Origin of the sequence: Amycolatopsis sp. NPDC051758 (genome assembly GCF_044453095.1) — a bacterium.
Lineage (GTDB): Bacteria > Actinomycetota > Actinomycetes > Mycobacteriales > Pseudonocardiaceae > Amycolatopsis.
Genome location: NZ_JBITCJ010000006.1, coordinates 100,058 through 122,331, shown reverse-complemented (window position 1 = coordinate 122,331; position 22,274 = coordinate 100,058). Strand labels below are relative to the sequence as shown.

The window sequence follows — 22,274 nt, the reverse complement described above, 5'->3', positions numbered from 1 at the left end:
GGCTCAGGACCGCAGGTAGCGCAGCTGGCCGGCCTTCGAGCGCTCGTACTCGTCGCGGCCCGCGAGGTGTTCCGGCACCCCGACCTCCCACCAGGCCCCCGCTTCGGTCCACGCCGACGGCTGCGTCTTCACCACGACCACGGCCGGGCGCTGCTCGGACACCGCCGCTTCGCGCGCCCGCGCGTAGGCCACCCGGAGGTCCTCGACCGAAGTAGCCGGGAAAACCGTGCAGCCCAACGACTCCGCGTGCTGGGCGAAGTCGACCCGTGGCGGCGAAGCGTGTGAAGTTGTGCAGTCGGCGTAGAAGTTGTTGAACGGCTTCCCGCCCTGACCCTGTTGGAGCCGCGCGATCACCGCGTATCCGTCGTTGTCACAGACGACCGCGACGAACGGATGTCCTGCGAAGGCAGCCGAGAACAACTCCGAGTTCAGCATCAGATACGAGCCGTCACCCAGCAGCGTCGTGACCAGGCCCGGGTGGGCGATCGCCGCGCCCCACGCGCCGGACAGCTCGTAGCCCATGCACGAGAAGCCGTATTCGACGTCCATGCTCACCGAACCGGACCCGCGCCAGCCGCCGATCAGCTCGCCTGGCATCCCGCCGGACGCCGTCATGACGTAGTCGCCGGCCGCCGAAAGGTCGTTCACCACGCCGACGACCTGCGCGTACGACGGCACTTCGAAGGCCGCCGACCGCAGTGCGTCGATGTGGGTGTCCCACTTCCCGCGTTCGGCCGCGGCCCGCGAGGTCCACGACGGGTCGACCCGCCAGCTCTCCAGCTGGGCGCCGAGGTCGGCCAGGCCCGCGTCGGCGTCCCCGACGACGGCGAGCGCGCCGTGCTTGACCGCGTCGAACCGGGCCGCGTTGAGCGTGACCAGCCGGACGTCGGGGGAGAAGACCGTCCACGACGCCGTGGTGAAGTCCTGCAGCCGGGTGCCGACCGCGAACACGACGTCCGCCTCCGCCGCGAGCACGTTCGCCGACGTCGAGCCGGTGATCCCGAGCGGGCCCGCGTTCAGCGGGTGCTCGTGCGGCAGCAGCGTGCGGCCCGCGGTGGTCTCGGTGAGGGGGATCCCGTGCCGCTCGGCGAAGTCCAGCGCGCGCCGCCCGGCGCCGGAGTACCGGACCCCGCCGCCGAGCACGAGCAACGGCTGTTTCGCCGCGCGCAGGACACCAGCCGCTTCGGTGACCGCGCGCCGGTCCGGACGCGGCCGCAGGAGCCGGTGTGTCACCGGCACGAACAGGGACTCCGGGAAGTCGTACGTCTCCGCTTGGACGTCCTGCGGCAGCGCGAGGGTCACCGGGCCGGCCTCGGCCGGGTCGGTGAGCACCCGCGCGACCTGCGGCAACGTCGAGAGCAGCTGCTCGGGCCGGGTGATCCGGTCGAAGTAGCGCGAGACCGCGCGGAAGGCGTCGTTCACCGTCGCGGTTGCGTCGCCGAAGTTCTCCACCTGCTGCAGCACCGGGTCCGGCGCGCGGTTGGCGAACGTGTCACCCGGCAGCAGCAGCACCGGCAGCCGGTTCGCGTGCGCGACCCCGGCCGCGGTGACCATGTTCAGCGCGCCCGGCCCGATCGACGACGTCACGACGCCGACCTGCCGCCGGTGTGTCGCCTTGGCGTAGCCGACCGCGGCCAGCGCCATGCCCTGCTCGGTGTGCCCGCGCCAGACGGGGATCTCGCCGCGGTGTTCCTCGAGCGCGGTCCCGAGGCCGAGCACGTTGCCGTGCCCGAAGATCGCGAACACCCCGGGGAACAGCGGGACTTCGCGGCCGTCCAAGGTTTCCGACCGCTGCGCGAGCAGCCAGCGGACCAGCGCCTGAGCCGTTGTGAGCTTCACTGGACACGCCCTTCGTGGCTCGTCACCGGACAGCGCGGGTCGAGCTCCTGGGACTCCCAGGTGTCCCGGACCCAGCTGTGCGCGGGGTCGTCGCAGAACGCCATGGAGCGTTCGGGTGCCGGCCCGGCCAGGACGTTCAGGTAGTACATCGGGTAGCCGGGCGCCGCGACGCACGGACCGTGGTAGCCGCGCGGGATCAGGAAGACGTCCTGGTCGCGCACGGCGACGTCCTCGTCCAGGTCGCCGTCCGACGTGTAGGTCCGGTGCAGGCCGAAACCCTCGCGCGACGGCGTCACCCCGTCGCGGCCGGCGACGCGGAAGTAGTAGATCTCCTCGTTGACGACCTCACACTCGCTCGCTTCGTCGTGCTTGTGCGGCGGGTACGACGACCAGTTGCCGCCCGGCGTGATCAGCTCGCACGCGTTGAGCTTGTCGGCGTGGTCCCACACCCCGGGCACGCCGAAGTTGGTCACCTGCCGCGTGGCCTGCCCGGCGCCGCGGACCTCGACCGGGACGTCCTCGGCGGGGCCGTACTTCGGAGTCAGCCGCCGGGTGCAGCGCGCCATCGGCAGCGCGACCTGCGCGCCGGTCTCGGAAGTCAGCTCGACCTCGGCGTCGCGGGGGACGTAGACGAAGTCCGTGACCCGGGTGAACACCGACTCGCGCCCTTCCAGCTCGAACTCCTCGTCGTCGACGCGGACCGTGAGCGAGCCGGACAACGGGAGCACGAACGCCTCGAACTCGCCGGTCCTGACCGTGCGCGGGAGCCGGGTGCCGATCCGGAGCACCCGCAGCCCCGTGTACGCCCAGCCCGCCGAATCCGGGGTGAGCCGGACCGGGTCGGCGTCGTCGGACAGTGTCCCGAGTGGACGGTGCAGCTTGCTCACTTCGCGGCCTCCAGAACCTTCGCAGCGGCATCGACGGCCGCGCCGACGTCTCCGCCGGGCGGGTAGAGCAGGGTGCGGCCGACCACCAGGCCGCGCACGACGTCGTGGCGCAGCGTCCGGCCCCAGGACGCCAGGTCGGCGGCCGGGTCGCCGGAGGGCACCCCGCCGAGCACGACCACCGGCAGGGTGGTCGCGCCGAGCACGGCGGCCGAGTCGGTCGGGGGCAGTTTCAGCCAGGTGTGCGCGGACGTCGTGCCGAGGCCGGACGCCACGGTGACCGCCCGCGCCAGTGACACGGGATCCTTCTGCAGGACGAGTTTCCCGTCTTCGCGTGTGTAGGGGAGCGGCTCGATCATCGCCACCAGCCCGTACGCCGCCAGCTCGGTGACGGCGTCCGCGCAGGCCTGCAGGGTCGGGACGGTGCCCGGGTCGGAGTCGACGAGCCGCAGCAGCATCTTGCCGCCGTCGAGGCCGCAGTCGACGAGGGTGCGGGCGTCGTAGCCGGTGAACCGGTCGTCGATCTCCCAGTCGGCGCCGGCGAGGCCGCCGCGGTTCATCGAGCCGAAGACGACTTTGTCGTGCAACGCGCCGAGGAGCAGCAGTTCTTCGACGATGTCGGGGGTGCCGAGCAGGCCGTCGACCGCCGGGTTGGCGAGGGCGACGAGCAGTCGTTCGAGCAGCGTGCGCCGGTCCGCCATGGCGAGCGGATCCTCGCCGACACCCAGCGCTCCTCGTGCCGGGTGGTCGGCCGCGACCAGGAAGAGGGTTTCCTGGTCGGACAGCAGTTTCGAACGGCGTTTGCGGGTCGCGTACGCCTGGCGGACCGCGCCCGGGTTCGTGGCGCGGGTGTGCAGGAGTTCGCGCCAGCGCTCGTCGGTGAGGATCACAGCAGCTCCTCGATCTCCGCCGCGGTCGGCATGGCGTCGGCGCAGGCCAGCCGGGACGCAACCAGCGCGCCCGCGGCGTTGGCGTACTCGGCGATGCGCGCCGGCTCCCAGCCGGACAACAGCCCGTGGATCAGCGCGCCGCCGAAGCCGTCACCGGCGCCGAGGCCGCAGACGACCTCGATGCGCTGCGGCTGCACGGTTCGGCGTCCCTCCGGGGTGGCTACCAGCACGCCGTCCGCGCCCTTCTTGATCACCGCCAGCCGCAGCCCGCGCTCGAGCATCCGGTCCGCCGCCGTGTCCGGATCGGCGGTGCCGACGGCGACCTCGACCTCGGTGCGGTTGCCGACCGCGACGGTGACGTGGTCCAGCAGCGCGCCGATCTCTTCCCGCGCCTCCTCGACCGACGACCAGAACATCGGCCGGTAGTCCAGGTCCAGGACGGTGTGTTCACGCCGTCCGCGGGTTTCCAGGATCTTCCGCTGAGTCGTCCGGGCGGGCTCGGCGGACACGCCCGTGCCGGTGACCCACAGCAGCGGCACCGATTCGACGACGTCCCACGGCACGTCCTCGTCGGTGAGCGTGAGGTCGGGTGCGATGGGGGAGCGGTAGAACAGCAGCGGCGGGTCCGCGGGCGGGTTGAGCTCGCAGAACACCACCGGCGTCTGGAGATCCGGTGACGTGCCCACGTGCGCCGAGGACACGCCGAAGCCCTCCAGAGCCTGCCGGACGTAGTCGCCGAAGCCGTCCGGGCCGACCTTGGTCAGCACCGCCGTGCGCCGCCCGAGCCGCGCGGCGGCGACCGCGACGTTGGTCGCGGTCCCGCCGAGCGACTTGGCGAACGTGCTGACGCCGGCCAGGGGCACGCCGCTCTGCTCCGGATAGAGGTCGACGCCCACCCGGCCGATCGTCAGCGCTTCGAGACTCACGCCTTTTCCACCTGCCGCAGTTCGTGTTCCAGGGCTTCCAGTTCCGCACCGCCCGCCATCTGCCGGGTCAGCTCGTTGATGTTGATGTCCTTCTTCTCGTACGACCCGAGCGGCGCACCCCGCTTGAGCAGCAGGAACCGGTCGGCGACCGGATAGGCGTGGTGCGGGTTGTGCGTGATCAGCACAACGCCGAGCCCGCGGTCACGGGCTTGGGCGACGTACTTGAGCACCACCCCGGCCTGCTTGACGCCGAGCGCGGCGGTCGGCTCGTCGAGGATCAGCACCTTCGCGCCGAAGTACACCGCCCGCGCGATCGCGACACACTGGCGTTCACCGCCGGAGAGCGTCCCGACCGGCTGCTCGACGTCGCGCAGGTCGATGCCCATGTCGGACAGCGCCTGCTTGGTCGTCTCGCGGCCCTTGCGCCGGTCGAGCATCTTGAACGGGCCGAAGCCGGTTGTCGGCTCGGACCCGAGGAAGAAGTTCCGCCAGACGCTCATCAACGGCACCACCGCGAGGTCCTGGTACACCGTCGCGATGCCGTGATCGAGGGCCTCGCGCGGCGAGGCGAGCCGCACCGGCTGCCCGTCGATGAGGAACTCACCGCGGTCGTGCTGGTGCACCCCGGCCAGGATCTTGATCAGCGTGGACTTCCCGGCGCCGTTGTCGCCGAGCACGCAGGTGACCTCGCCGGCGTTGACCACAGTGGACACATCGCGCAGCGCGATCACGCTGCCGTAGGTCTTCCCGATATCGCGTACTTCGATCAAGCTCATCGGCGTACCCTTTCCGCGCGTCGCCGGAAGGCGTTGTTCACCAGGACCGCGGCGAGCAGCATGATGCCGAGGAACAGCATGAACCAGTCGCTGTTCCACTGCGCGAACACGATGCCCTGGCGGGCCATGCCGAAGATCAGCGCGCCGATCGCCGCACCGACCGCCGAGCCGAACCCGCCGGTGAGCAGACAGCCGCCGATGACCGCGGCGATGATGTACTGGAACTCCAGCCCGATGCCCTGGTTCGCCTGGACACTGGCGAAGCGCAGGATGTTGATCGAGCCGACCAGCCACGCGCCGAGCGCGGTGCCCATGAACAGCAGGATCTTCGTGCGCACCACCGGCACGCCGACCGAGCGGGCCGACACCTGCGACCCGCCGACCGCGAAGATCCAGTTGCCGAACCGCGTCCGCACCAGCAGCCAGGCGGCGATCGCCGTGACGACGACCCACCAGATGATCGACGACTGGAACTCGGTGCCGCCGATGCTGAACGTGGACGCGAAGAGCGCACCCGCCGACTCGTAACCGCTGGTCGAGCGCATCCCCGAGACCTGGACGGTGTCGGTGACCAGCCGCGTCACGCCGAGGTTGAGCCCCTGCAAGGCGAGGAACGACCCCAGCGTGACGATGAAGCTGGGCAGGCCGGTCTTCATCACCAGCCAGCCGTTGAACGCGCCGACACCGAGCGCGAACGCCAGCGAGACCAGCAGCGCGAGCCAGACGTTCAAGCCCGCCTGCGTCGCCAGGATCGCGGTGACCAGCGACGTCGACGCCGTCATCACCCCGGCCGAGAGGTCGAACTCGCCACCCACCATGAGCAGCGCGACCACCACGGCCATGATGCCCAGGGTCGACGAGTCGTCGAGCCAGGTCGCCACCCCGAGCGGGCTGAGGAACTGGCCGGTGACGACGGAGAAGAACACGAACACGAGCACGGCGCCGAGCAGCGCGCCGATCTCGGGCCGGACGACCAGCCGGTCGGTCAGGCTCTTCTTGGCGATGCGTTCGTCCGGTTCGGTCTGGATCGCTGCGGTCATCGCCGTCCCCTTAGCGGGTGCCGCGCTGCGCGTACGGGGCCACGGTGTCGATGTTGGTCTTGTCGACGAAGCCCGGGCCGGTCTGCACCGGCTTGCCACCGCCGATGGTGTTGCCGTTCTCCTTGTACAGCTTGAGGAACACGATCGGCAGGTAACCCTGCTCGTACTGCTGCTGGTCGACGGCGAAGAGGATGGTGCCGGCCTTGATCGCGGCGACGACGTCGGCGTTCAGGTCGAAGGTCGCCACCTGCGCCTTGGAGCTCGCCTCCTTCGCCGCGTCCACCGCACGGGCCGCGACCTGCGAGTTCAGCGCCAGCACCGCGTCGATCGACGGGTCGGACTGCAGCGCGCCGCGGATCCGGGCCTGCGCGTCGGTCGGGTTGGAGATGTCGACCTGCAGCGTGGTGACGGTGCCGAACGTCTGCTTCGCGCCGTCACAGCGCTGGTTCTGGCCGATGTTGCCGGCCTCGTGGATGACACACAGCAGCTTCGTCTTGCCGGCCGCCTTGAGCCGCTGCCCGGCGCCCTGGCCCGCGAGGCCCTCGCTCTGCCCGACGTGCGCGATCGCGCCGAACGCGGCGCTGGAGTCCTCGCCGGAGTTGATGGTGACGACCGGGATCCCGGCCTTGACCGCGTTCTGGATCGACGTCTGCAGCGCCTGCGGGTTCGCCATCGACACGACCAGGCCACTGACCTTCTGCGCGACGGCGTTGTCGATCAGCCGGGCCTGGTTGCCGGGGTCGCCGTCGGCGAAGTAGTCGACGCCGACGTCGAGGTCCTTGCCCGCCTGCTCGGCGCCGTTCTTGACGACGTTCCAGAAGGCGTCACCGGCGCTGCCGTGGGTGACCACGGCGATCTTGAGCGGGCCGCCGGAGCTCGGTGCGGCGGCGGACGGGGCGCTCGAGTTACTGGCCGAGTTGTCGGCGCTCGGGCCACTGCAGGCGGAAAGGACCAGCCCGGTGGCGGCGATCGCCGCCACGCCGGCCAGCTTCTTGATAGAGAACACAGTCACTCCTTTGGGACCGATTACAGGGAGTCGATGATCTTCGCGAGGTGGGCCAGGCTGCGCCCGGTGTCCCGCCGCGGTGTGTCGTCGGGGCTCGAGTCGCCGAGGGCGGTGTCCTGTTCGAGGACGTACCAGCCGTCGTAGCCGGCCGCCTGGACGGAGCGCACCATCGACGCCACGTCCACGTCACCCTCGCCGAGCGGGGTGTAGATGCCCCGCCCGACCGCGTCGGTGTAGGCCAGCCGGCCGCTGCGGACCTCGGCGGCCAGGTCTTCTCGGACGTCCTTCAGATGCACGTGCCCCACCCGTTCGGGAAAGCGCTTCGCCAGCTCGACCGGATCCGTCCCGCCGATCATCAGGTGCCCGGTGTCGAGGCACAACCCGAGATCGGAATCGGCGAGGAAGCGCTCCACCTCGGCCTGCTGCTCCACGTGCGTCCCGACGTGCGGGTGCAGCACCGTGCGCAGGCCGTGGGCGGCGGCGATGTCGCGGATCTTGCCGGCCGTGCCGACGAGCGTGGCCCATTCGGCGCCGGTGAGCTGCGGGCGTTCGTCGTAACCGTCGAGCCCGGTCGCGGCGGCGAGCACGAGGACGTCACCACCGCACGCGGCGAACAGCGCGGCGGACTCTTCGGCTTCCTTCAGGGCGTTTTCCTGATCGGTGTGGAGGACGACGGCGAGGAAGCCGCCGACGAGCGTCAGGTTGTGCTGCCCGAGCAGTTCCCGGAGCTCCGCCGGGTCGCGCGGGAGGTACCCGGGCGGGCCCAGTTCGGTGGCCTGGACCCCGAGTGCCGCCATTTCGCCGAGCACGGTCGCCGCGTCGAGCACCCGGCCCCACCCCGGGACTTCGCAAACGCCCCAAGAGATCGGCGCGGCGGCTACTCGGATCGTCGCTGTCACCATGGGCCTCCGTTGGTCCGTTGGAGCGCTCTATTGATTAGAGCGCTCTAATCTTGTAGCGTCCGTCACATCAAGTCAAGGCTGAGTTTTTCGTGGTCAGGGGAGGTGCGGTCATGCGTCCGACCATGGAAGACGTCGCCGCGCGGGCGGGAGTTTCCCGCGCGCTGGTCTCCCTGGTGATGAGGAATTCACCGAAGGTCTCCGACGCCCGCCGCTCGGCCGTGCTGCGTGCCGCGAAGGAGCTCGGCTACCAGCCGCACGTCATGGCGCGGTCGCTGGCCAGCCGCACGTCCACCGTGCTCGGCGTGATGGTCAACGACCTGCGCAACGCGTTCTTCGCCGACATCGTCGAGGAGCTGGACAGCGCCGCGCAGGCGGCGGGCTTCGACCTGATCCTCAACACGGGCGGCCGCAGTCCCACGCGCGAGTGGAACGCCTTGCACAACCTCCTTTCCTTCCGCCCGGCGGGGATCATCCTGCTGTCGCCGGTCGTCCCGGCGTCGGCGATCCAGGTCGCGGCCCGGCAGTGCCCGGTCGTGCTGGTCTCGCGGACCGCCCGGTCGTCCACAGTGGACACGGTGAACGACGACGGCGAGGCCGGCTCCGCCCTGGCCGTCGACCACCTGGTCGGCCTCGGGCACCGGCGCATCGCGCACCTCGACGGCGGCGGCGCGGCCGGGGCGGCCCAGCGGCGGCGGGGCTTCGAGGCCGCCATGCGGCGGCACGGCCTGGAGCCGATCGTCGTGCGCAGCGAGCACACCGACATCGGGGGTGAGAACGCCGTGCGGGAGCTGCTGGCCGCGTATCCGCCCCCGGACCTGCCGACGGGGCTGGTCTCCGGCAACGACTTCAATGCCGTGGGGGCGATCTCGGCGCTGGAAGAAGCCGGGCTGCGCGTACCCGAGGACGTGTCGGTCGTCGGCTACGACAACACGTCGCTGGCAGCGCTGCGGCACCTTTCACTGACCACAGTGGACCAGCCACGCAAGGACATGGCGCGGCTGGCCTTCGAAGCCTTGCTCGAACGCGTCCGCGGGGAGCGCACGGAGCCGGTCCGGCACCTGCTGCACCCGTCCCTGGTGGTCCGCGCGACCACCGCCGGAATTTCCGTGACAGGAGGAACACAACGATGAGGTTGGGACTGGCGGGCACCGGCCGGATCGGCACCGCGCACGCGGAGACGCTGAAGGGCTTCGACGAGGTGGAGTCGGTCGTGGTGGCCGACGTCGACACCGCGCGTGCCCGGTCGGCCGCCGCGAAGCTGGGCGTCGAGGCGGCTTCCCTCGACGAGCTGTTCACCGCGGGCCTCGACGGCCTGGTCGTCACGGCGGCGACGGATGCCCATCCGGGCCTGATCATCGCGGCGGTCGACGCGGGCCTTCCGGTGTTCTGCGAGAAGCCGGTCGCCGCGGACATCCCCGGCACGCTGGCCGTGATCGACCGCATCGGCGCGTCCGACGTCCCGGTCCAGATCGGCTTCCAGCGCCGGTTCGACGCGGGTTACGCGGCGGCGCGGGCGGCGGTCGCGTCGGGCGAGCTGGGCTGGCTGCACACACTGCGCGCGACGACGTTCGACCCGGCGCCCCCACCGGCGGAGTACGTGGCGCACTCGGGCGGGCTGTTCCGCGACTGCGGTGTCCACGACTTCGACATCATCCGCTGGGTCAGCGGCCGCGAGATAGCCGAGGTGTACGCGATCGGCGCGAACCGCGGCGAGCAGTTCTTCGCCGACGCGGGTGACGTCGACACCGCGGCGGCAACGCTGACCTTGGACGACGGGACGCTGGCGACGGTGTCGCTGACCCGCTACAACGGCGCCGGTTACGACGTGCGGCTCGAGGCGTTGGGGTCTGTTTCGGGGGTGGTCGTCGGCCTGGACGACCGGGCGCCGCTGCGGTCGGTGGAGCCGGGCGTGGCACCGCTGCCGGGCCCGGCGTATCCGGGGTTCATGGAGCGGTTCCGCCCGGCGTACACGACGGAGCTGCGGGCGTTCCTGGACGTTGTTGCTGGTCGGGCGCCATCACCGTGCGGTGCGGCTGATGCGCTTGAAGCGTTCTACATCGCGGAGGCGTGCGAGGTGTCGCGCCGGGAGCGGCGTCCGGTGAAGCTGGCCGAGGTCAGGCGCTGAGGAGCTTGCGGACCGTGCGTTCCACGAGCGTGACGGCTTTCGGCGGGGGAGTGCGGCCGGTCGAGAGGTAGCGGTGGACCACCGCGCGGGGGACCTCGACGAGGGCGAGCACCACGTCCTCGTCGGTGCAGCCGGTGAGCGGCGGCAGGGCTCGTGTCGCCTGCTTGACGACCTTGCGCAGCTCGTCTTCGTCCTTCGTCACGGCCTCCGACGCTTCCGGTGACCAGTCGGCGGGGCCGAAGGCCTGCTTGCCGGCGTCAAGGACGCGGGCACCCTCGGGGTGCTTCCGTGACCAGTGGACAACGCTCGTCGCGGCTGCCACGGCGGCGTCGACCGTCGTCGCATCGCCGAGGGCTTCGGTGAACGTGTCCTGGAAGTCGCGGACCGTGCGGCGCCAGAGCTCGGCCAGCAGCGCGGGACGGTCCGGGAAGCGGTGGTAGATCGAGCCGTTCGGCGCGCCCGCGGCCTTCGCGGTGGCGGCCATGGTGACGGCGCGGGCGCCGCCGGCGGCGAACAGCGCCGTCGCGGCGTCGAGGAACTGTGCTGTGGTGTGCGTCGCGGGGCGGCCCATGTTGTAGAGATTATGCTCTAATACGTTCTGGAGGACAGTCTCTAGAACGGAGAGTCCCATGGTCCGCAACGTGCACACCCGCCGCTTCCCGGCCGCCGAAGACCGGCTGGTCCCGCTCCTGGAAACGCTCGGCACCCCGGAGGACCGCCTGTGGCCGGTGCCGGACTGGCCGCCGACCCGCCTCGACGGCCCTCGTGTCCCGGGCACCCCGGCCGGCCACGGCCCGGTCCGCTACGTGCTGGAGGAGGTCGAGCCGACGCGGCTGCGGTGCCGCTTCACGGCCCCGGCGGGTGTACATGGCTTCCACGAGTTCTCCGCCGACGGCGACGCGCTCATCCACGTCCTGGAGGCGTCCCTGCACGGCTGGGCGCTGCTGACCTGGCCGTTGTTCTTCCGCCCGCTGCACGACGCGCTGCTGGAAGGACTGCTGGACCGGGCGGAGCTGGCGGTGACCGGACGGGTGGCCCGGCCGGTTCACTGGTCACCGTACGTCCGGTTCCTGCGCGCGCTGGGCAAAATCCGGTCGCGCGGCGGACGTCCGGCCGCGAAACTCCGGGCGTGACAGTTCTGACCCCATTCGACGAGCGGGCGCTGGCGCGGCTGCTCGAAGCCGCCGTCGCCGGAGCAGATCCGCTCGAGGTCATGCCGCCGGTCGAGGGCCCGCCCGGCTGGACCTCGGCCCGTCGTGACGCGTTCCTGGCCTTCCACCGCGGCCGTTGCCTGAACCCGGCGACGGCGGTGGAGCGCACGTGGGTCGTCGACGTGGACGGCACCGCGGTCGGCGCCGCCCGCCTGGAGCCACACGGTGACGCCGTCGAGGCGGGCATCTGGCTGAGCCGCGACGTCCGCGGCCGCGGGATCGGCACGCAGGTGACAGCCTTGCTGCTGGCCGAAGCGCAGCGCTCAGGCGCGGCTCGCTTCATCGCCTCGACGACCCCGGACAACGGCGGAGCCCGGGCCCTGCTGGGCGGAATCGGCGCGGCGCTCACCGCAGACGGGGACGAGGTCGCGGCGGAGCTACCGCTGAGCTGACCGCCGCCAAGCCACCGACTGCGGCGACCCATCGCCGCCGGCGGGTCAGCTGCGCTTGGCCAGCAGGGGCAGGATCTCCGTCCGCACGTACTCCAGCGCATCCCGCTCCGGAAGAATGTGCGGCCCCTGCACCCACACCACCCCGTGCCGCAGCGCCGCCGCCGTGACGCGCTCCCGGAGCGGGCCCACCACTCCCGCGCCGAGCACCAGCGCCTCGTAAGCGCCCAGCCGGGAAAGCACCCCTTCCTCCGAAGCGACGCCGTCCGCGGCGAGACCCGCCGCGGACAGCGCCGCCGTCACCCTCGAGACCGTGGCCGGGTTGCGGCCGAACAGCAGCACCTTCATGCCACCCAGCGTCCAACCTCAAGGGCACTGGAGGTCAAGAGATTTCGAGCTCCGGGGAGTACATCTCGATCCAGTGGTACAGGTCGAGCAGCCGGTCCAGCCCCACCCGCGCCGCCGGGTTCATCGTGGCCGGGTCCACTTCGGACACCCGGTGCGCCCAGGCCTTGTCGACCAGGCCGAACACCGCGTGGCCCGGGTCCGCCAGGACCTCCTTGGTCTGCTGCTGCAGCGCCGCCGCGTAGCCGGGGTCCTGCGTCGACGGGTACGGGCTCTTGACCCGCTGGGCCACCGACTCCGGCAGCACATGAGACGTCGCGTGCCGCAGCAGGCTCTTCTCGCGGCCGTCGAACGTCTTCAGCGACCACGGCGTGTTGTACACGTACTCGACCAGCCGGTGGTCGCAGAACGGCACCCGCACCTCCAGGCCCACCGCCATCGACGCGCGGTCCTTGCGGTCGAGCAGCATCCGCACGAAGCGCGTCAGGTGGAGGTTGCAGATCGTCCGCATCCGCGCCTCGCGCTCGGACTCACCGTCCAGGTGCTCGACCGAGGAAACCGCGGTGGCGTACTGGTCCGCGACGTAGGACTCCAGGTCAAGCTTCTGCCGCAGCTCCGTGGTGTACAGCGACGCGCGGTCGTCCATCATCGACGTCCGGAACGCCAGCCACGGGAACGTGTCCGCGTTGACCGCCTTCTCGTCGTGGAACCAGCGGTAACCGCCGAACACCTCGTCGGCCGACTCGCCCGACAGGGCCACCGTCGACTCACCGCGGATCGCCTTGAACAGCAGGTACAACGACGTGTCCATGTCGCCGAGCCCGGCCGGGATGTCGCGGGCCTTCAGCACCGCGCGCCGCACCGCCGGGTCGCTCAGCTCGGCCGGGTTGAGCATGACGTCCTTGTGCGCGGACCCGACCAGGTTCGCGACGTCGCGGATGAACGGCGAGTCCGCCGTGTCGCGCATCTCGTCCGGCTTGAAGTTCTCTTCCTGGCCGAAGAAGTCGACGGAGAACGTCCGCAGCTGCTCACCCTGCTCGGCGAGGCGGGCCGCGGCGAGGCCGGTGACGGCGCTGGAGTCGAGGCCGCCCGACAGGAGCACGCAGCGGGGCACGTCGGCGACGAGCTGGCGGTGCACGATGTCGGTCATCAGCTCGCGGACGCGCTCGACCGTGGTCTCCTGGTCGTCCGTGTGCTGCTTCGCGTCGAGCTTCCAGTACGTGCGGGTGCGGACGCCCTCGCGCGACACGGTGACGATCGTGCCGGGCTGGACCTCCTCCATGCCCTTCCACAGCGACCAGCCGGGCCGCTTGGTGAACGCCATCAGCTCACGCAGGCCGTCGGTGTCGACCACCTTGCGGGCGAGCGGGTTCTCGAGGATCGCCTTCGGCTCCGAGCCGAACAGCACACCGTCGGCCGTGGGGTAGTAGTAGAACGGCTTGATGCCCATCCGGTCGCGGATCATCACGAGCCGGTCGTCGCGCTCGTCCCAGATTGCGAAGGCGTACATGCCGTTGAGGTGGTCGACCACCGCGTCGCCCCACTGCAGGTAACCGTGCAGCACGACCTCGGTGTCGCTGTCGGTCTCCCACTGGTGGCCGAGCTTCGTCAGCTCTTCCTTGAGCTCGGTGAAGTTGTAGGCCTCACCGCTGTAGACCATCGCGACGTCGCCGTTCGGCGTGTGGACCGACATCGGCTGCCGGCCGCCGGGCAGGTCGATGATGGCCAGCCGCCGGTGGCCGAGCGCGACGTGCGTGCGCACCCAGGTGCCGACGTCGTCCGGGCCACGGCAGGCCATGGTCCCCGTCATGGCGTCCACGACGTCCTGTCGGCGCGTGAGGTCGGCGTCGTAGGAAACCCAGCCGGCGATACCGCACATATGGACCCCTCCAAGCATTTACTTAGCTAGTACAACTATCGGTAACACAGGTGTAACACGGGGCGAAGATCTTGTCTGCCCGAATTGCACGTTCCGCACTCATTCGATTACGCGTTGTGCTGTTGGTCACTTACCCACCCACGGCGGGACGCGGGTGGAGGGCAAACGCTTGCGTGACCGGCGCCACCCGCCATAAAGACGGCGTAAATGCGGGTCAGGACGGCGTTAACGCGCCGTCAGCCGGCCTCCACCCGGGCCCTCGGCGGCCGCACAGTGGCGTCGTCCCTGGTCACCGGACCGGTGACCTGTCTTGAGAGGTGCCTAGTGGCCGACTTGCTCTACGCCGTCCTGCTGATCGGCGTTTTTGTGGTGCTCGCGCTGGCGCTGCGCGGGCTGGAGAAGCTGTGAGCGGCGCCGGGACCGTGGCCAACGTCGTCGGCGGACTGCTGGCGCTGGGCCTGCTCGTCTACCTGTTCGTCGCCTTGATCAGGCCGGAGAAATTCTGATGTCCGACACGACGGCCGGGCTGATCCAGCTCGGCCTCCTCCTCGCCGCCCTCGCCGCGGTCTACAAACCGCTCGGCGACTACCTGGCGCGCGTCTTCTCCACCGAGAAGCACCTGAAAGTCGAGAAGGGGCTTTACAAGCTCTTCCGCGTCAACCCGGACTCCGAGCAGCGGTGGCCGACCTACGCCGCGGGTGTGCTCGGCTTCTCGTTCGTCTCGATCGTCCTGCTCTACCTGCTGCAGCGGCTCCAGCCGCTCCTGCCGTGGAACCTGGGCCGCGGCTCGGTGAGCCCGGGTGTCGCCTTCAACACGGCGGTCTCGTTCGTCACCAACACGAACTGGCAGTCCTACGTCCCCGAGACGACGATGGGCCACTTCGTGCAGATGGCCGGGCTGACCGTGCAGAACTTCCTGTCGGCCGGCGTCGGCCTCGCCGTGGCGATCGCGGTGACCCGCGGCTTCGTCCGGGCGAAGACCGACCGGCTCGGCAACTTCTGGGTGGACCTCACGCGCGGCACGATCCGTGTGCTGCTGCCGATGGCGTTCGTGTTCGCGATCGTGCTGGTCGCGCTCGGCGTCGTGCAGAGCCTCAAGGCGGGCGTCGCCGTGACCAACCCGGACGGCAGCCAGAGCACCATCGCGCTGGCCCCGGCGGCGAGCCAGGAGGCGATCAAGGAGCTCGGCACCAACGGCGGCGGCATCCTCAACGCCAACTCCGCGCACCCCTTCGAGAACCCCACCGCCTGGACCAACCTGATCGAGCTGTTCCTGATCCTGGTGATCCCGGTCAGCCTGACCCGCGCGTTCGGCAAGCTCGTCGGCAAGCCCAAGCAGGGGTACGTCCTGCTCGGCGTGATGAGCCTGCTGTGGGCCGCGTCGCTGGCGATCATCTGGTTTTCCGAGGCGAACGCGAACAACCCGGCCGCACTGGCCGCCGGCGCGAGCATGGAAGGCAAGGAACAGCGGTTCGGCATCGGCTTGACGTCGATCTTCGCCGACACCACCACGGGCACGTCGACCGGCGCGATCAACGGCGCCCACGACAGTCTCTCGGGCCTCGGCGGCGGAGGACCGCTGCTGAACATGCTCTACGGCGAGATCTCGCCCGGCGGTGTCGGCACCGGCCTCTACGGGATCCTGGTCATGGCGATCATCGCCATGTTCCTGGCCGGCCTGATGGTCGGGCGCACGCCGGAGTACCTGGGCAAGAAGCTCGGCAAGCGCGAGGTGACCTGCGCGGCGATCGCCATGCTGGCCATGCCGACCGTGGTGCTCCTCGGCTCCGGGATCGCGCTGCTGCTGCCGGGCACGGCGGGCGCGCTGGGCAACAGCGGCGCGCACGGCCTGTCGGAAATCCTCTACGGCTACGCGTCCACCGGCAACAACAACGGCAGTGCGTTCGGCGGCCTGACCGCAACGAGCGACTGGTTCCAGTCGTCGTTCGGCGTCGCCATGGCGATCGGCCGGTTCGTGCCGATCCTCGCCGTGCTCTGCCTGGCCGGTTCGCTGGCCGCGCAGCGCAAGGTGCCCGAAACCGCGGGCACCCTGCCCACCACAGGACCGCTGTTCGCCACCATGCTCACCGGCACGGTGGTGCTCGTCGCGGCCCTCACGTTCATCCCGGCGCTCGCGCTCGGGCCCATCGCGGAGGCACTCGCATGACCGTCACCGAAGAACGACCTCAGGTGACCGCACCGGAAACCGCCGGGCGCGTCGGCGCCGGGGTGTTCAGCCCGCGCCAGCTCTGGACGTCGCTGCCCGACGCCTTCCGGAAGCTCAACCCGAAGCACCAGCTCGGCAACCCGGTGATGTTCGTGGTGTGGGTGGGCTCCGCGCTCACCACGGTCTTCGCGATCACCGACCCGAGTGTGTTCACCATCCTGATCGCCGTCTGGCTGTGGTTCACGGTCCTCTTCGCGAACCTCGCCGAGGCCGTCGCCGAAGGACGCGGCAAGGCGCAGGCGGAATCCCTGCGGAAGTCGAAGAAGGAGACCGTCGCCCGCCGCCTCACCGAAACCGGCGAGGAGCAGGTGCCCGGCGTCGAGCTGAAGATCGGCGACCTCGTCGTCGTCGAGGCCGGCCAGGTGATCCCGGGTGACGGTGACGTCGTCGAGGGCATCGCGACCGTCGACGAGTCGGCCATCACCGGCGAGTCGGCCCCGGTCATCCGCGAGTCCGGCGGCGACCGGAGCGCGGTCACCGGCGGCACGACCGTGCTGAGCGACCGGGTCGTCGTGAAGATCACGACCAAACCGGGCGAGTCCTTTGTGGACCGCATGATCGCGTTGGTGGAAGGCGCATCGCGGCAGAAGACGCCGAACGAGATCGCGCTGACGATCCTGCTCTCGACGTTGACGATCATCTTCCTGCTCGCCGTCGTGGCGCTGCAGCCGATGGCCCGCTACTCCGGCAGTGAACAGTCCGTGATCGTGCTGACCGCGCTGCTGGTCTGCCTGATCCCGACGACCATCGGCGCGCTGCTGAGCGCCATCGGCATCGCGGGCATGGATCGCCTGGTGCAGCGCAACGTCCTGGCGACGTCAGGCCGCGCGGTGGAGGCCGCCGGCGACGTCTCGACGCTGCTGCTCGACAAGACCGGCACCATCACCTTCGGCAACCGCCGCGCGACCGAGCTGATCCCCGTGGGCACGTCCACGATGGACGAACTCGCGCGGGCCGCCCGGCTGGCCAGCCTCGCCGACGAGACGCCCGAAGGACGCAGCGTCGTCGAGCTGACCGAGGCCCACGCGGGCCAGGACGAACGCGGCGAGTTCGTCCCCTTCACCGCGCAAACCCGGATGAGCGGGCTCGACGTCGGTGGCCGGCGGATCCGCAAGGGTGCCGCTTCGGCGGTTCGCGCGTGGGTGCGCGACAACGGCGGTGAGTTCCCCGACGAGACCGAGCGCGTGGTCGACGAGATCAGCGCCCAGGGCGGCACGCCGCTGGTCGTCGCCGAGGACACCGTGGTGCGCGGTGTGATCCGGCTCTCCGACGTCGTCAAGCCGGGTATGAAGGAGCGCTTCAAGGAATTACGCGCCATGGGCATCAAGACGGTGATGATCACCGGCGACAACCCGCTCACCGCCAAGGCCATCGCCGCGGACGCGGGTGTTGACGACTACCTCGCCGAGGCCAAGCCCGAAGACAAGATGGCGCTCATCAAGAAGGAGCAGGAAGGCGGCCGGCTGGTCGCGATGACCGGCGACGGCACCAACGACGCGCCCGCGCTCGCGCAGTCCGACGTCGGCGTCGCGATGAACACCGGCACGTCGGCCGCGAAGGAGGCCGGCAACATGGTCGACCTCGACAGTGACCCGACCAAGCTGATCGAGATCGTCGAGATCGGCAAGCAGCTGCTGATCACGCGTGGCGCGCTGACGACGTTCAGCGTCGCCAACGACCTCGCGAAGTACTTCGCGATCCTGCCGGCCATGTTCACCGGCATCTTCGCCCAGCTCGGCGCGCTGAACATCATGCACCTGGCCACGCCGAAGTCGGCGATCCTCTCCGCGGTCATCTTCAACGCGCTGATCATCGTCGTGCTCATCCCGCTGGCCCTGCGCGGCGTGCGGTACAAGCCGTCGTCGGCCTCGGCCCTGCTGCGCCGCAACCTGCTCGTCTACGGCCTCGGCGGCATCGTCAGCCCCTTCCTCGGGATCTGGCTGATCGACCTGCTGGTGCGCCTCATCCCTGGAATCGGGTGAATGTCGTGAACACTCTTGTCAAGCAGACCTGGGCCGGGCTGCGCGTGCTGATCGTGATGACCGTCCTGCTCGGGGTGCTCTACCCCCTGGCGGTGTGGGCGATCGCCCGCATCCCCGGGCTGGAGGGCAACGCCGAGGGTTCGGTCGTCACGCAGAACGGCCAGGCCGTCGGGTCGTCGCTGATCGGCGTCGACCCGGTGCCCGCCGACCCGGCGCACGACCCGTGGTTCCACAACCGGCCCTCGGCGCTTTCGAAGGACGCGCTCGGCCCCGGGGACCCGTCGACGTCCGGCGCGTCCAACAAGGGCCCCTACAACGAGGACCTCGTGAAGACCATCGGCGAGCGCAAGGACGCCATCGCCAAGCGCGAAGGCGTGTCCCCCGATCAGGTACCGCCGGACGCGGTGACGGCGTCGGGCTCCGGCCTCGACCCGTCGATCAGCGTGGCCTATGCGGACCTCCAGATCGCCCGCGTGGCCCGGAACACGGGGCTCCCGGTGGACCGGGTGAAGCAGCTGGTCGAGCAGAACACGACGGGGGCCGGGATCGGCGTCGCCGGCGTGAATGTGCTCCAGCTCAACTTGGCCGTGCAAGGTGCGGCCGGAGGGGCACACTGACAGCGTGACCAGTACGAAGAAGCCGCGCCGAGGGGAGCTGAGGATCTACCTCGGCGCGGCTCCGGGCGTCGGCAAGACCTTCGCCATGCTCGGCGAAGCGCGGCGCCGTCTCGACCGCGGCACCGACGTCGTGGTCGGGCTGGTGGAGACGCACGGCCGCGAGAAGACCGCGGTGCTGCTCGACGGCCTCGAGGTCGTCCCGCGGCGGCACGCCGGGCACCGCGGCCGCGAGTTCGACGAGATGGACGTCGACGCCATCCTCAAGCGCGCCCCCGAGGTCGCCATCGTCGACGAGCTCGCGCACACCAACGTGCCGGGTTCGCGCAACACCAAGCGCTGGCAGGACGTCGAGGAGCTCCTCGAAGCCGGCATCGACGTGCTCTCCACGGTCAACGTGCAGCACCTGCAGAGCCTCAACGACGTGGTCGAGCGGATCACCGGCGTCACCCAGCAGGAGACCGTGCCGGACGAGGTCGTCCGCCGCGCCGAGCAGCTCGAGCTCGTCGACATCACGCCCGAGGCGCTGCGGCGGCGGCTCGCCCACGGCAACGTCTACCCGGCCGAGCGGATCGACGCCGCGCTCGGCAACTACTTCCGTCCCGGCAACCTCACGGCGTTGCGCGAGCTCGCCCTGCTCTGGGTGGCCGACCAGGTCGACGTCGCACTGCAGCGCTACCGCGCCGAGCAGCGGATCACCGACACCTGGGAGGCGCGCGAACGCGTCGTCGTCTCCATCACCGGCGGGCCGGAGAGCGAGACGCTCATCCGCCGTGCCAGCCGGATCGCCACCCGCGCCGGCGCCGAGCTGCAGGTGGTGCACATCCTGCGTGGTGACGGCCTGTCCGGGCTCGGGCCCACGGCGATCGCCCGCTGCCGGACCCTGGCCGAAGAGGTCGGCGCCACCTTCCACACCGTCGTCGGTGACGACGTGCCGACCGCCCTGCTGGACTTCGCCCGCGGCGTCAACGCGACCCAGCTGGTGATCGGCACCTCGCGGCGCTCGCGCGTGGCGCGGCTGTTCGACGAGGGCATCGGCGCCTCGGTGGTCAGCCAGTCGGGGCCGATCGACGTGCACATGGTCACCCACGCCGAGGCCGGGGGACGGCTGCGGGCGCGGCTCGGCGCGAGCCCGCTGGGGTTCTCGCGGCTGGTCGCGGGCTGGGTGCTCAGCGTGGTGCTGCCGGTGCTGGTCACCGCCGTCGGGTTCTTCATCCCGGCCGGGCTCGACTTCGCCACCGACGTCATCTCCTACGTGCTGGCCACCGTGGTCGTGGCGTTGGTCGGCGGCCTCGGGCCGGCGCTGGTCGCGGCCGTGCTCGGCGCCGGGCTGCTCAACTTCTTCTTCACACCGCCGCTGTACACGCTGAACGTGCACACCCCGCAGAACCTCGTGACGCTGATCGCGATGGTCGTGGTCGCCGTGCTGGTCGCGCTGGTCGTCGACCAGGCGGCGCGCCGGGCCACGCAGGCGGCGCGGGCGCGGACCGAGGCGGCGCTGCTCGCGTCGTACGCCCGGACCGTGCTGACCCACGCGAACCCGATCGAGCGGCTGCTGGAGAAGGTCCGGGAGAACTTCGCGCTGACGTCGGTGACGCTGCTGGAGAAGCAGGAAGGCGAGTGGCGCGGGGTGGCGACGGCGGGGGAGCACCCGTGCACCGACCCGGACGAGGCCGACGTCGACATCGCCGTCACCGCCGACGTGCACCTGACCCTGCGCGGGCGGGCGCTGCCGGCGGCCGACCGGCGGGTCCTGGAAGCCGTGGCCGGGCAGGCGCTGCTGGCCCTGCGCCAGCAGCGGACGGCCGCCGCCGCGGCCGCCGCCGAGCGCAAGGCCGAAGCCACCGAGCTGCGCACGACGCTCCTTTCGGCCGTCGGGCACGACCTGCGCACACCGCTGACGTCGATCAAGGCGTCGATCGGCAGCCTGCGCGCCCCCGACCTCCACCTGTCCGAAGAGGACACCGCCGAGCTGATGGAGGCCATCGAGCTGTCCGCCGACCGGCTCGCCGGCCTGATCGACAACCTGCTCGATTCGTCCCGGCTGGCCACCGGCGCGGTGAAGCCGCTCCTGCGCCCGGTGGGCTACGACGAGGTCGTCGCCCATGCGTTGTCCAATGTGGACGCTTCGGACGAGGTGCAGGTCGCCGTCGACGACCAGCTCCCGTCGGTGCTCGCCGACCCCGGCCTGCTGGAGCGGGTGGTGGCGAACGTGCTGGACAACGCCCTGCGCCACGGCGGGGCGCCGGTGTCCGCACGAGCGAGCACGCACTCCGGCCAGGTCGAGCTGAGGATCGTCGACCACGGCAAGGGCCTGCGCAAGGGCGCGGCCGACTCGGCGTTCGCGCCGTTCCAGCGGCTCGGCGGCGACCGGGACACCACACCGGGGGTCGGGCTGGGGCTGTCGGTGGCCAAGGGGTTCACCGAGGCGATGGGCGGCACGATCCGCGCCGAGGACACCCCGGGCGGCGGGCTGACGGTGGTCGTCTCCCTGCCCGTGCACAGCGTCCGGTCGGAAGTGGAAGAGGGGGTGCGATGAGCGACATCGGGGCCACCGTGCTGGTGGTGGACGACGAGCCGCAGATCGTGCGGGCGCTGCGGATCAACCTCAACGCCCGCGGGTACAAGGTGATCACCGCGCACGACGGCACGGCCGCGCTCAAGGCCGTCGCCGAGACCAAGCCCGACGTCGTCGTGCTGGACCTCGGCCTGCCGGACCTGGACGGCACCGAGGTCATCGCCGGTCTGCGCGGCTGGACGACGGTGCCGATCATCGTGCTGTCCGCCCGCGGCGACTCGGCCGACAAGGTCCAGGCCCTCGACGCCGGCGCGGACGACTACGTCACCAAGCCGTTCGGCATGGACGAGCTGCTGGCCCGGCTGCGCGCGGCGGTCCGCCGCTCGGCGGTGGCCGGCGCCGACGGTGTCGAGGCGGTGGTGGAGACCGAGTCGTTCAGCATCGATCTGGCGGCGAAGAAGGTCCGCCGCGACGGTCACGAGGTCCACCTGACCAAGACCGAGTGGGGCGTGCTGGAGCTGCTGGTCCGCAACCGCGGCCGGCTGGTGGCGCAGCGGCAGCTGCTGCACGAGGTGTGGGGGCCGTCGTACGAGACGGAGTCCCACTACCTGCGGGTCTACCTGGCGCAGCTGCGGCGCAAGCTGGAGCCGGAACCCTCCCGGCCCCGGCACCTGCTCACCGAGCCGGGCATGGGTTACCGCTTCGAGGTCTGAACCGGCTC

General features: G+C 70.8%; 22 protein-coding genes. 11 read left to right on the top strand and 11 right to left on the bottom strand.

Translation table 11 applies throughout. The features are described 5' to 3' along the window. Positions 1-3: 3 nt before the first annotated feature. From iolD to ACIA5G_RS27825, 8 genes are read right to left on the bottom strand one after another with little or no spacing between them, the layout of a single operon-like run. On the bottom strand, positions 4-1,839 hold the full coding sequence (gene iolD, locus ACIA5G_RS27860) for a 3D-(3,5/4)-trihydroxycyclohexane-1,2-dione acylhydrolase (decyclizing) (protein ID WP_395928282.1): 1,836 nt from the start codon (positions 1,837-1,839) through the stop codon (positions 4-6). After that, a complete protein-coding gene (iolB, locus tag ACIA5G_RS27855) occupies positions 1,836-2,726 on the bottom strand; it encodes a 5-deoxy-glucuronate isomerase (RefSeq protein WP_395928280.1) in 891 nt (296 codons plus the stop codon). Before iolB ends, iolD begins: the two co-directional genes overlap by 4 nt. Continuing rightward, positions 2,723-3,613 carry an aldolase gene (locus tag ACIA5G_RS27850; RefSeq protein ID WP_395928278.1) on the bottom strand — a complete coding sequence of 297 codons (891 nt, stop codon included), beginning with the start codon at positions 3,611-3,613 and terminating at the stop codon, positions 2,723-2,725. Before ACIA5G_RS27850 ends, iolB begins: the two co-directional genes overlap by 4 nt. Further along, the gene (gene iolC, locus ACIA5G_RS27845; RefSeq protein ID WP_395928276.1) at positions 3,610-4,539 is read right to left on the bottom strand and encodes a 5-dehydro-2-deoxygluconokinase; all 930 of its coding nucleotides are present in this window, start codon (positions 4,537-4,539) and stop codon (positions 3,610-3,612) included. The genes ACIA5G_RS27850 and iolC overlap by 4 nt, the downstream gene beginning before the upstream one ends. Continuing rightward, positions 4,536-5,315 carry an ATP-binding cassette domain-containing protein gene (locus ACIA5G_RS27840; RefSeq protein WP_395928274.1) on the bottom strand — a complete coding sequence of 260 codons (780 nt, stop codon included), beginning with the start codon at positions 5,313-5,315 and terminating at the stop codon, positions 4,536-4,538. The genes iolC and ACIA5G_RS27840 overlap by 4 nt, the downstream gene beginning before the upstream one ends. After that, positions 5,312-6,355, bottom strand: coding sequence for an ABC transporter permease (locus ACIA5G_RS27835; RefSeq protein ID WP_395928272.1), 1,044 nt, complete (start codon positions 6,353-6,355; stop codon positions 5,312-5,314). Before ACIA5G_RS27835 ends, ACIA5G_RS27840 begins: the two co-directional genes overlap by 4 nt. A gap of 10 nt (positions 6,356-6,365) precedes the next feature. Continuing rightward, entirely contained in the window at positions 6,366-7,361 is a 996-nt protein-coding gene (locus ACIA5G_RS27830; protein ID WP_395928270.1) for a sugar ABC transporter substrate-binding protein, read from the bottom strand. Positions 7,362-7,381: 20 nt separating this feature from the next. Then, entirely contained in the window at positions 7,382-8,260 is an 879-nt protein-coding gene (locus ACIA5G_RS27825) for a TIM barrel protein (RefSeq protein ID WP_395928268.1), read from the bottom strand. Between the two features lie 113 nt (positions 8,261-8,373). Between ACIA5G_RS27825 and ACIA5G_RS27820 the strand changes: the two genes are divergently transcribed. Together ACIA5G_RS27820 and ACIA5G_RS27815 are read left to right on the top strand one after the other, a co-directional pair. Next, positions 8,374-9,393 (top strand): LacI family DNA-binding transcriptional regulator, encoded by a 1,020-nt coding sequence (locus tag ACIA5G_RS27820; protein WP_395928266.1) that lies wholly within the window; start codon positions 8,374-8,376, stop codon positions 9,391-9,393. Next, positions 9,390-10,388 (top strand): Gfo/Idh/MocA family oxidoreductase, encoded by a 999-nt coding sequence (locus tag ACIA5G_RS27815; protein WP_395928264.1) that lies wholly within the window; start codon positions 9,390-9,392, stop codon positions 10,386-10,388. The genes ACIA5G_RS27820 and ACIA5G_RS27815 overlap by 4 nt, the downstream gene beginning before the upstream one ends. Here ACIA5G_RS27815 and ACIA5G_RS27810 read toward each other — a convergent pair. Then, complete coding sequence (locus ACIA5G_RS27810) at positions 10,378-10,959, bottom strand: TetR/AcrR family transcriptional regulator (protein WP_395928262.1); 582 nt, start codon at positions 10,957-10,959, stop codon at positions 10,378-10,380. The genes ACIA5G_RS27815 and ACIA5G_RS27810 overlap by 11 nt on opposite strands. Positions 10,960-11,017: 58 nt before the next feature. On the opposite strand from ACIA5G_RS27810, the gene ACIA5G_RS27805 reads away from it, so the two are divergent. Next, on the top strand, positions 11,018-11,521 hold the full coding sequence (locus ACIA5G_RS27805; protein WP_395928260.1) for an SRPBCC family protein: 504 nt from the start codon (positions 11,018-11,020) through the stop codon (positions 11,519-11,521). Continuing rightward, on the top strand, positions 11,518-11,991 hold the full coding sequence (locus tag ACIA5G_RS27800) for a GNAT family N-acetyltransferase (protein WP_395928258.1): 474 nt from the start codon (positions 11,518-11,520) through the stop codon (positions 11,989-11,991). The genes ACIA5G_RS27805 and ACIA5G_RS27800 overlap by 4 nt, the downstream gene beginning before the upstream one ends. Positions 11,992-12,036: 45 nt before the next feature. Here ACIA5G_RS27800 and ACIA5G_RS27795 read toward each other — a convergent pair whose 3' ends face one another. Beyond that, complete coding sequence (locus ACIA5G_RS27795; RefSeq protein ID WP_395928256.1) at positions 12,037-12,336, bottom strand: hypothetical protein; 300 nt, start codon at positions 12,334-12,336, stop codon at positions 12,037-12,039. Between the two features lie 34 nt (positions 12,337-12,370). Beyond that, positions 12,371-14,212 carry an asparagine synthase (glutamine-hydrolyzing) gene (asnB, locus tag ACIA5G_RS27790; RefSeq protein WP_395928254.1) on the bottom strand — a complete coding sequence of 614 codons (1,842 nt, stop codon included), beginning with the start codon at positions 14,210-14,212 and terminating at the stop codon, positions 12,371-12,373. A gap of 207 nt (positions 14,213-14,419) precedes the next feature. On the opposite strand from asnB, the gene ACIA5G_RS27785 reads away from it, so the two are divergent. The 7 genes from ACIA5G_RS27785 to ACIA5G_RS27755 are packed head-to-tail and all read left to right on the top strand — an operon-like array spanning position 14,420 to position 22,266. Next, a complete protein-coding gene (locus ACIA5G_RS27785) occupies positions 14,420-14,620 on the top strand; it encodes a hypothetical protein (protein ID WP_395928252.1) in 201 nt (66 codons plus the stop codon). Next, a complete protein-coding gene (kdpF, locus tag ACIA5G_RS27780; RefSeq protein ID WP_247062298.1) occupies positions 14,617-14,718 on the top strand; it encodes a K(+)-transporting ATPase subunit F in 102 nt (33 codons plus the stop codon). Before ACIA5G_RS27785 ends, kdpF begins: the two co-directional genes overlap by 4 nt. Beyond that, entirely contained in the window at positions 14,718-16,379 is a 1,662-nt protein-coding gene (gene kdpA / locus ACIA5G_RS27775) for a potassium-transporting ATPase subunit KdpA (protein ID WP_395928249.1), read from the top strand. Before kdpF ends, kdpA begins: the two co-directional genes overlap by 1 nt. Then, a complete protein-coding gene (gene kdpB / locus ACIA5G_RS27770) occupies positions 16,376-18,421 on the top strand; it encodes a potassium-transporting ATPase subunit KdpB (protein ID WP_395928247.1) in 2,046 nt (681 codons plus the stop codon). The genes kdpA and kdpB overlap by 4 nt, the downstream gene beginning before the upstream one ends. Before the next feature lie 5 nt (positions 18,422-18,426). Continuing rightward, positions 18,427-19,038: a potassium-transporting ATPase subunit C gene (locus ACIA5G_RS27765; RefSeq protein WP_395928244.1), complete on the top strand. Its 612-nt coding sequence runs from the start codon at positions 18,427-18,429 to the stop codon at positions 19,036-19,038. A 4-nt stretch (positions 19,039-19,042) separates the two neighbouring features. Next, complete coding sequence (locus ACIA5G_RS27760) at positions 19,043-21,574, top strand: DUF4118 domain-containing protein (RefSeq protein WP_395928242.1); 2,532 nt, start codon at positions 19,043-19,045, stop codon at positions 21,572-21,574. After that, positions 21,571-22,266, top strand: a complete 696-nt coding sequence (locus ACIA5G_RS27755; RefSeq protein WP_395928240.1) for a response regulator — start codon at positions 21,571-21,573, stop codon at positions 22,264-22,266. The genes ACIA5G_RS27760 and ACIA5G_RS27755 overlap by 4 nt, the downstream gene beginning before the upstream one ends. The last annotated feature ends 8 nt before the right edge of the window (positions 22,267-22,274 follow it).

Coding starts and splice junctions, on each gene's coding strand:
- ACIA5G_RS27755 (WP_395928240.1), top strand. CDS start 21,571: ATGAGCGACATCGGGGCCACCGTGCTGGTGGTGGACGACGAGCCGCAG.
- ACIA5G_RS27785 (WP_395928252.1), top strand. CDS start 14,420: ATGCGGGTCAGGACGGCGTTAACGCGCCGTCAGCCGGCCTCCACCCGG.
- kdpA (WP_395928249.1), top strand. CDS start 14,718: ATGTCCGACACGACGGCCGGGCTGATCCAGCTCGGCCTCCTCCTCGCC.
- ACIA5G_RS27815 (WP_395928264.1), top strand. CDS start 9,390: ATGAGGTTGGGACTGGCGGGCACCGGCCGGATCGGCACCGCGCACGCG.
- kdpB (WP_395928247.1), top strand. CDS start 16,376: ATGACCGTCACCGAAGAACGACCTCAGGTGACCGCACCGGAAACCGCC.
- ACIA5G_RS27840 (WP_395928274.1), bottom strand. CDS start 5,315: ATGAGCTTGATCGAAGTACGCGATATCGGGAAGACCTACGGCAGCGTG.
- ACIA5G_RS27820 (WP_395928266.1), top strand. CDS start 8,374: ATGCGTCCGACCATGGAAGACGTCGCCGCGCGGGCGGGAGTTTCCCGC.
- ACIA5G_RS27805 (WP_395928260.1), top strand. CDS start 11,018: ATGGTCCGCAACGTGCACACCCGCCGCTTCCCGGCCGCCGAAGACCGG.
- ACIA5G_RS27810 (WP_395928262.1), bottom strand. CDS start 10,959: ATGGGCCGCCCCGCGACGCACACCACAGCACAGTTCCTCGACGCCGCG.
- ACIA5G_RS27795 (WP_395928256.1), bottom strand. CDS start 12,336: ATGAAGGTGCTGCTGTTCGGCCGCAACCCGGCCACGGTCTCGAGGGTG.
- asnB (WP_395928254.1), bottom strand. CDS start 14,212: ATGTGCGGTATCGCCGGCTGGGTTTCCTACGACGCCGACCTCACGCGC.
- ACIA5G_RS27835 (WP_395928272.1), bottom strand. CDS start 6,355: ATGACCGCAGCGATCCAGACCGAACCGGACGAACGCATCGCCAAGAAG.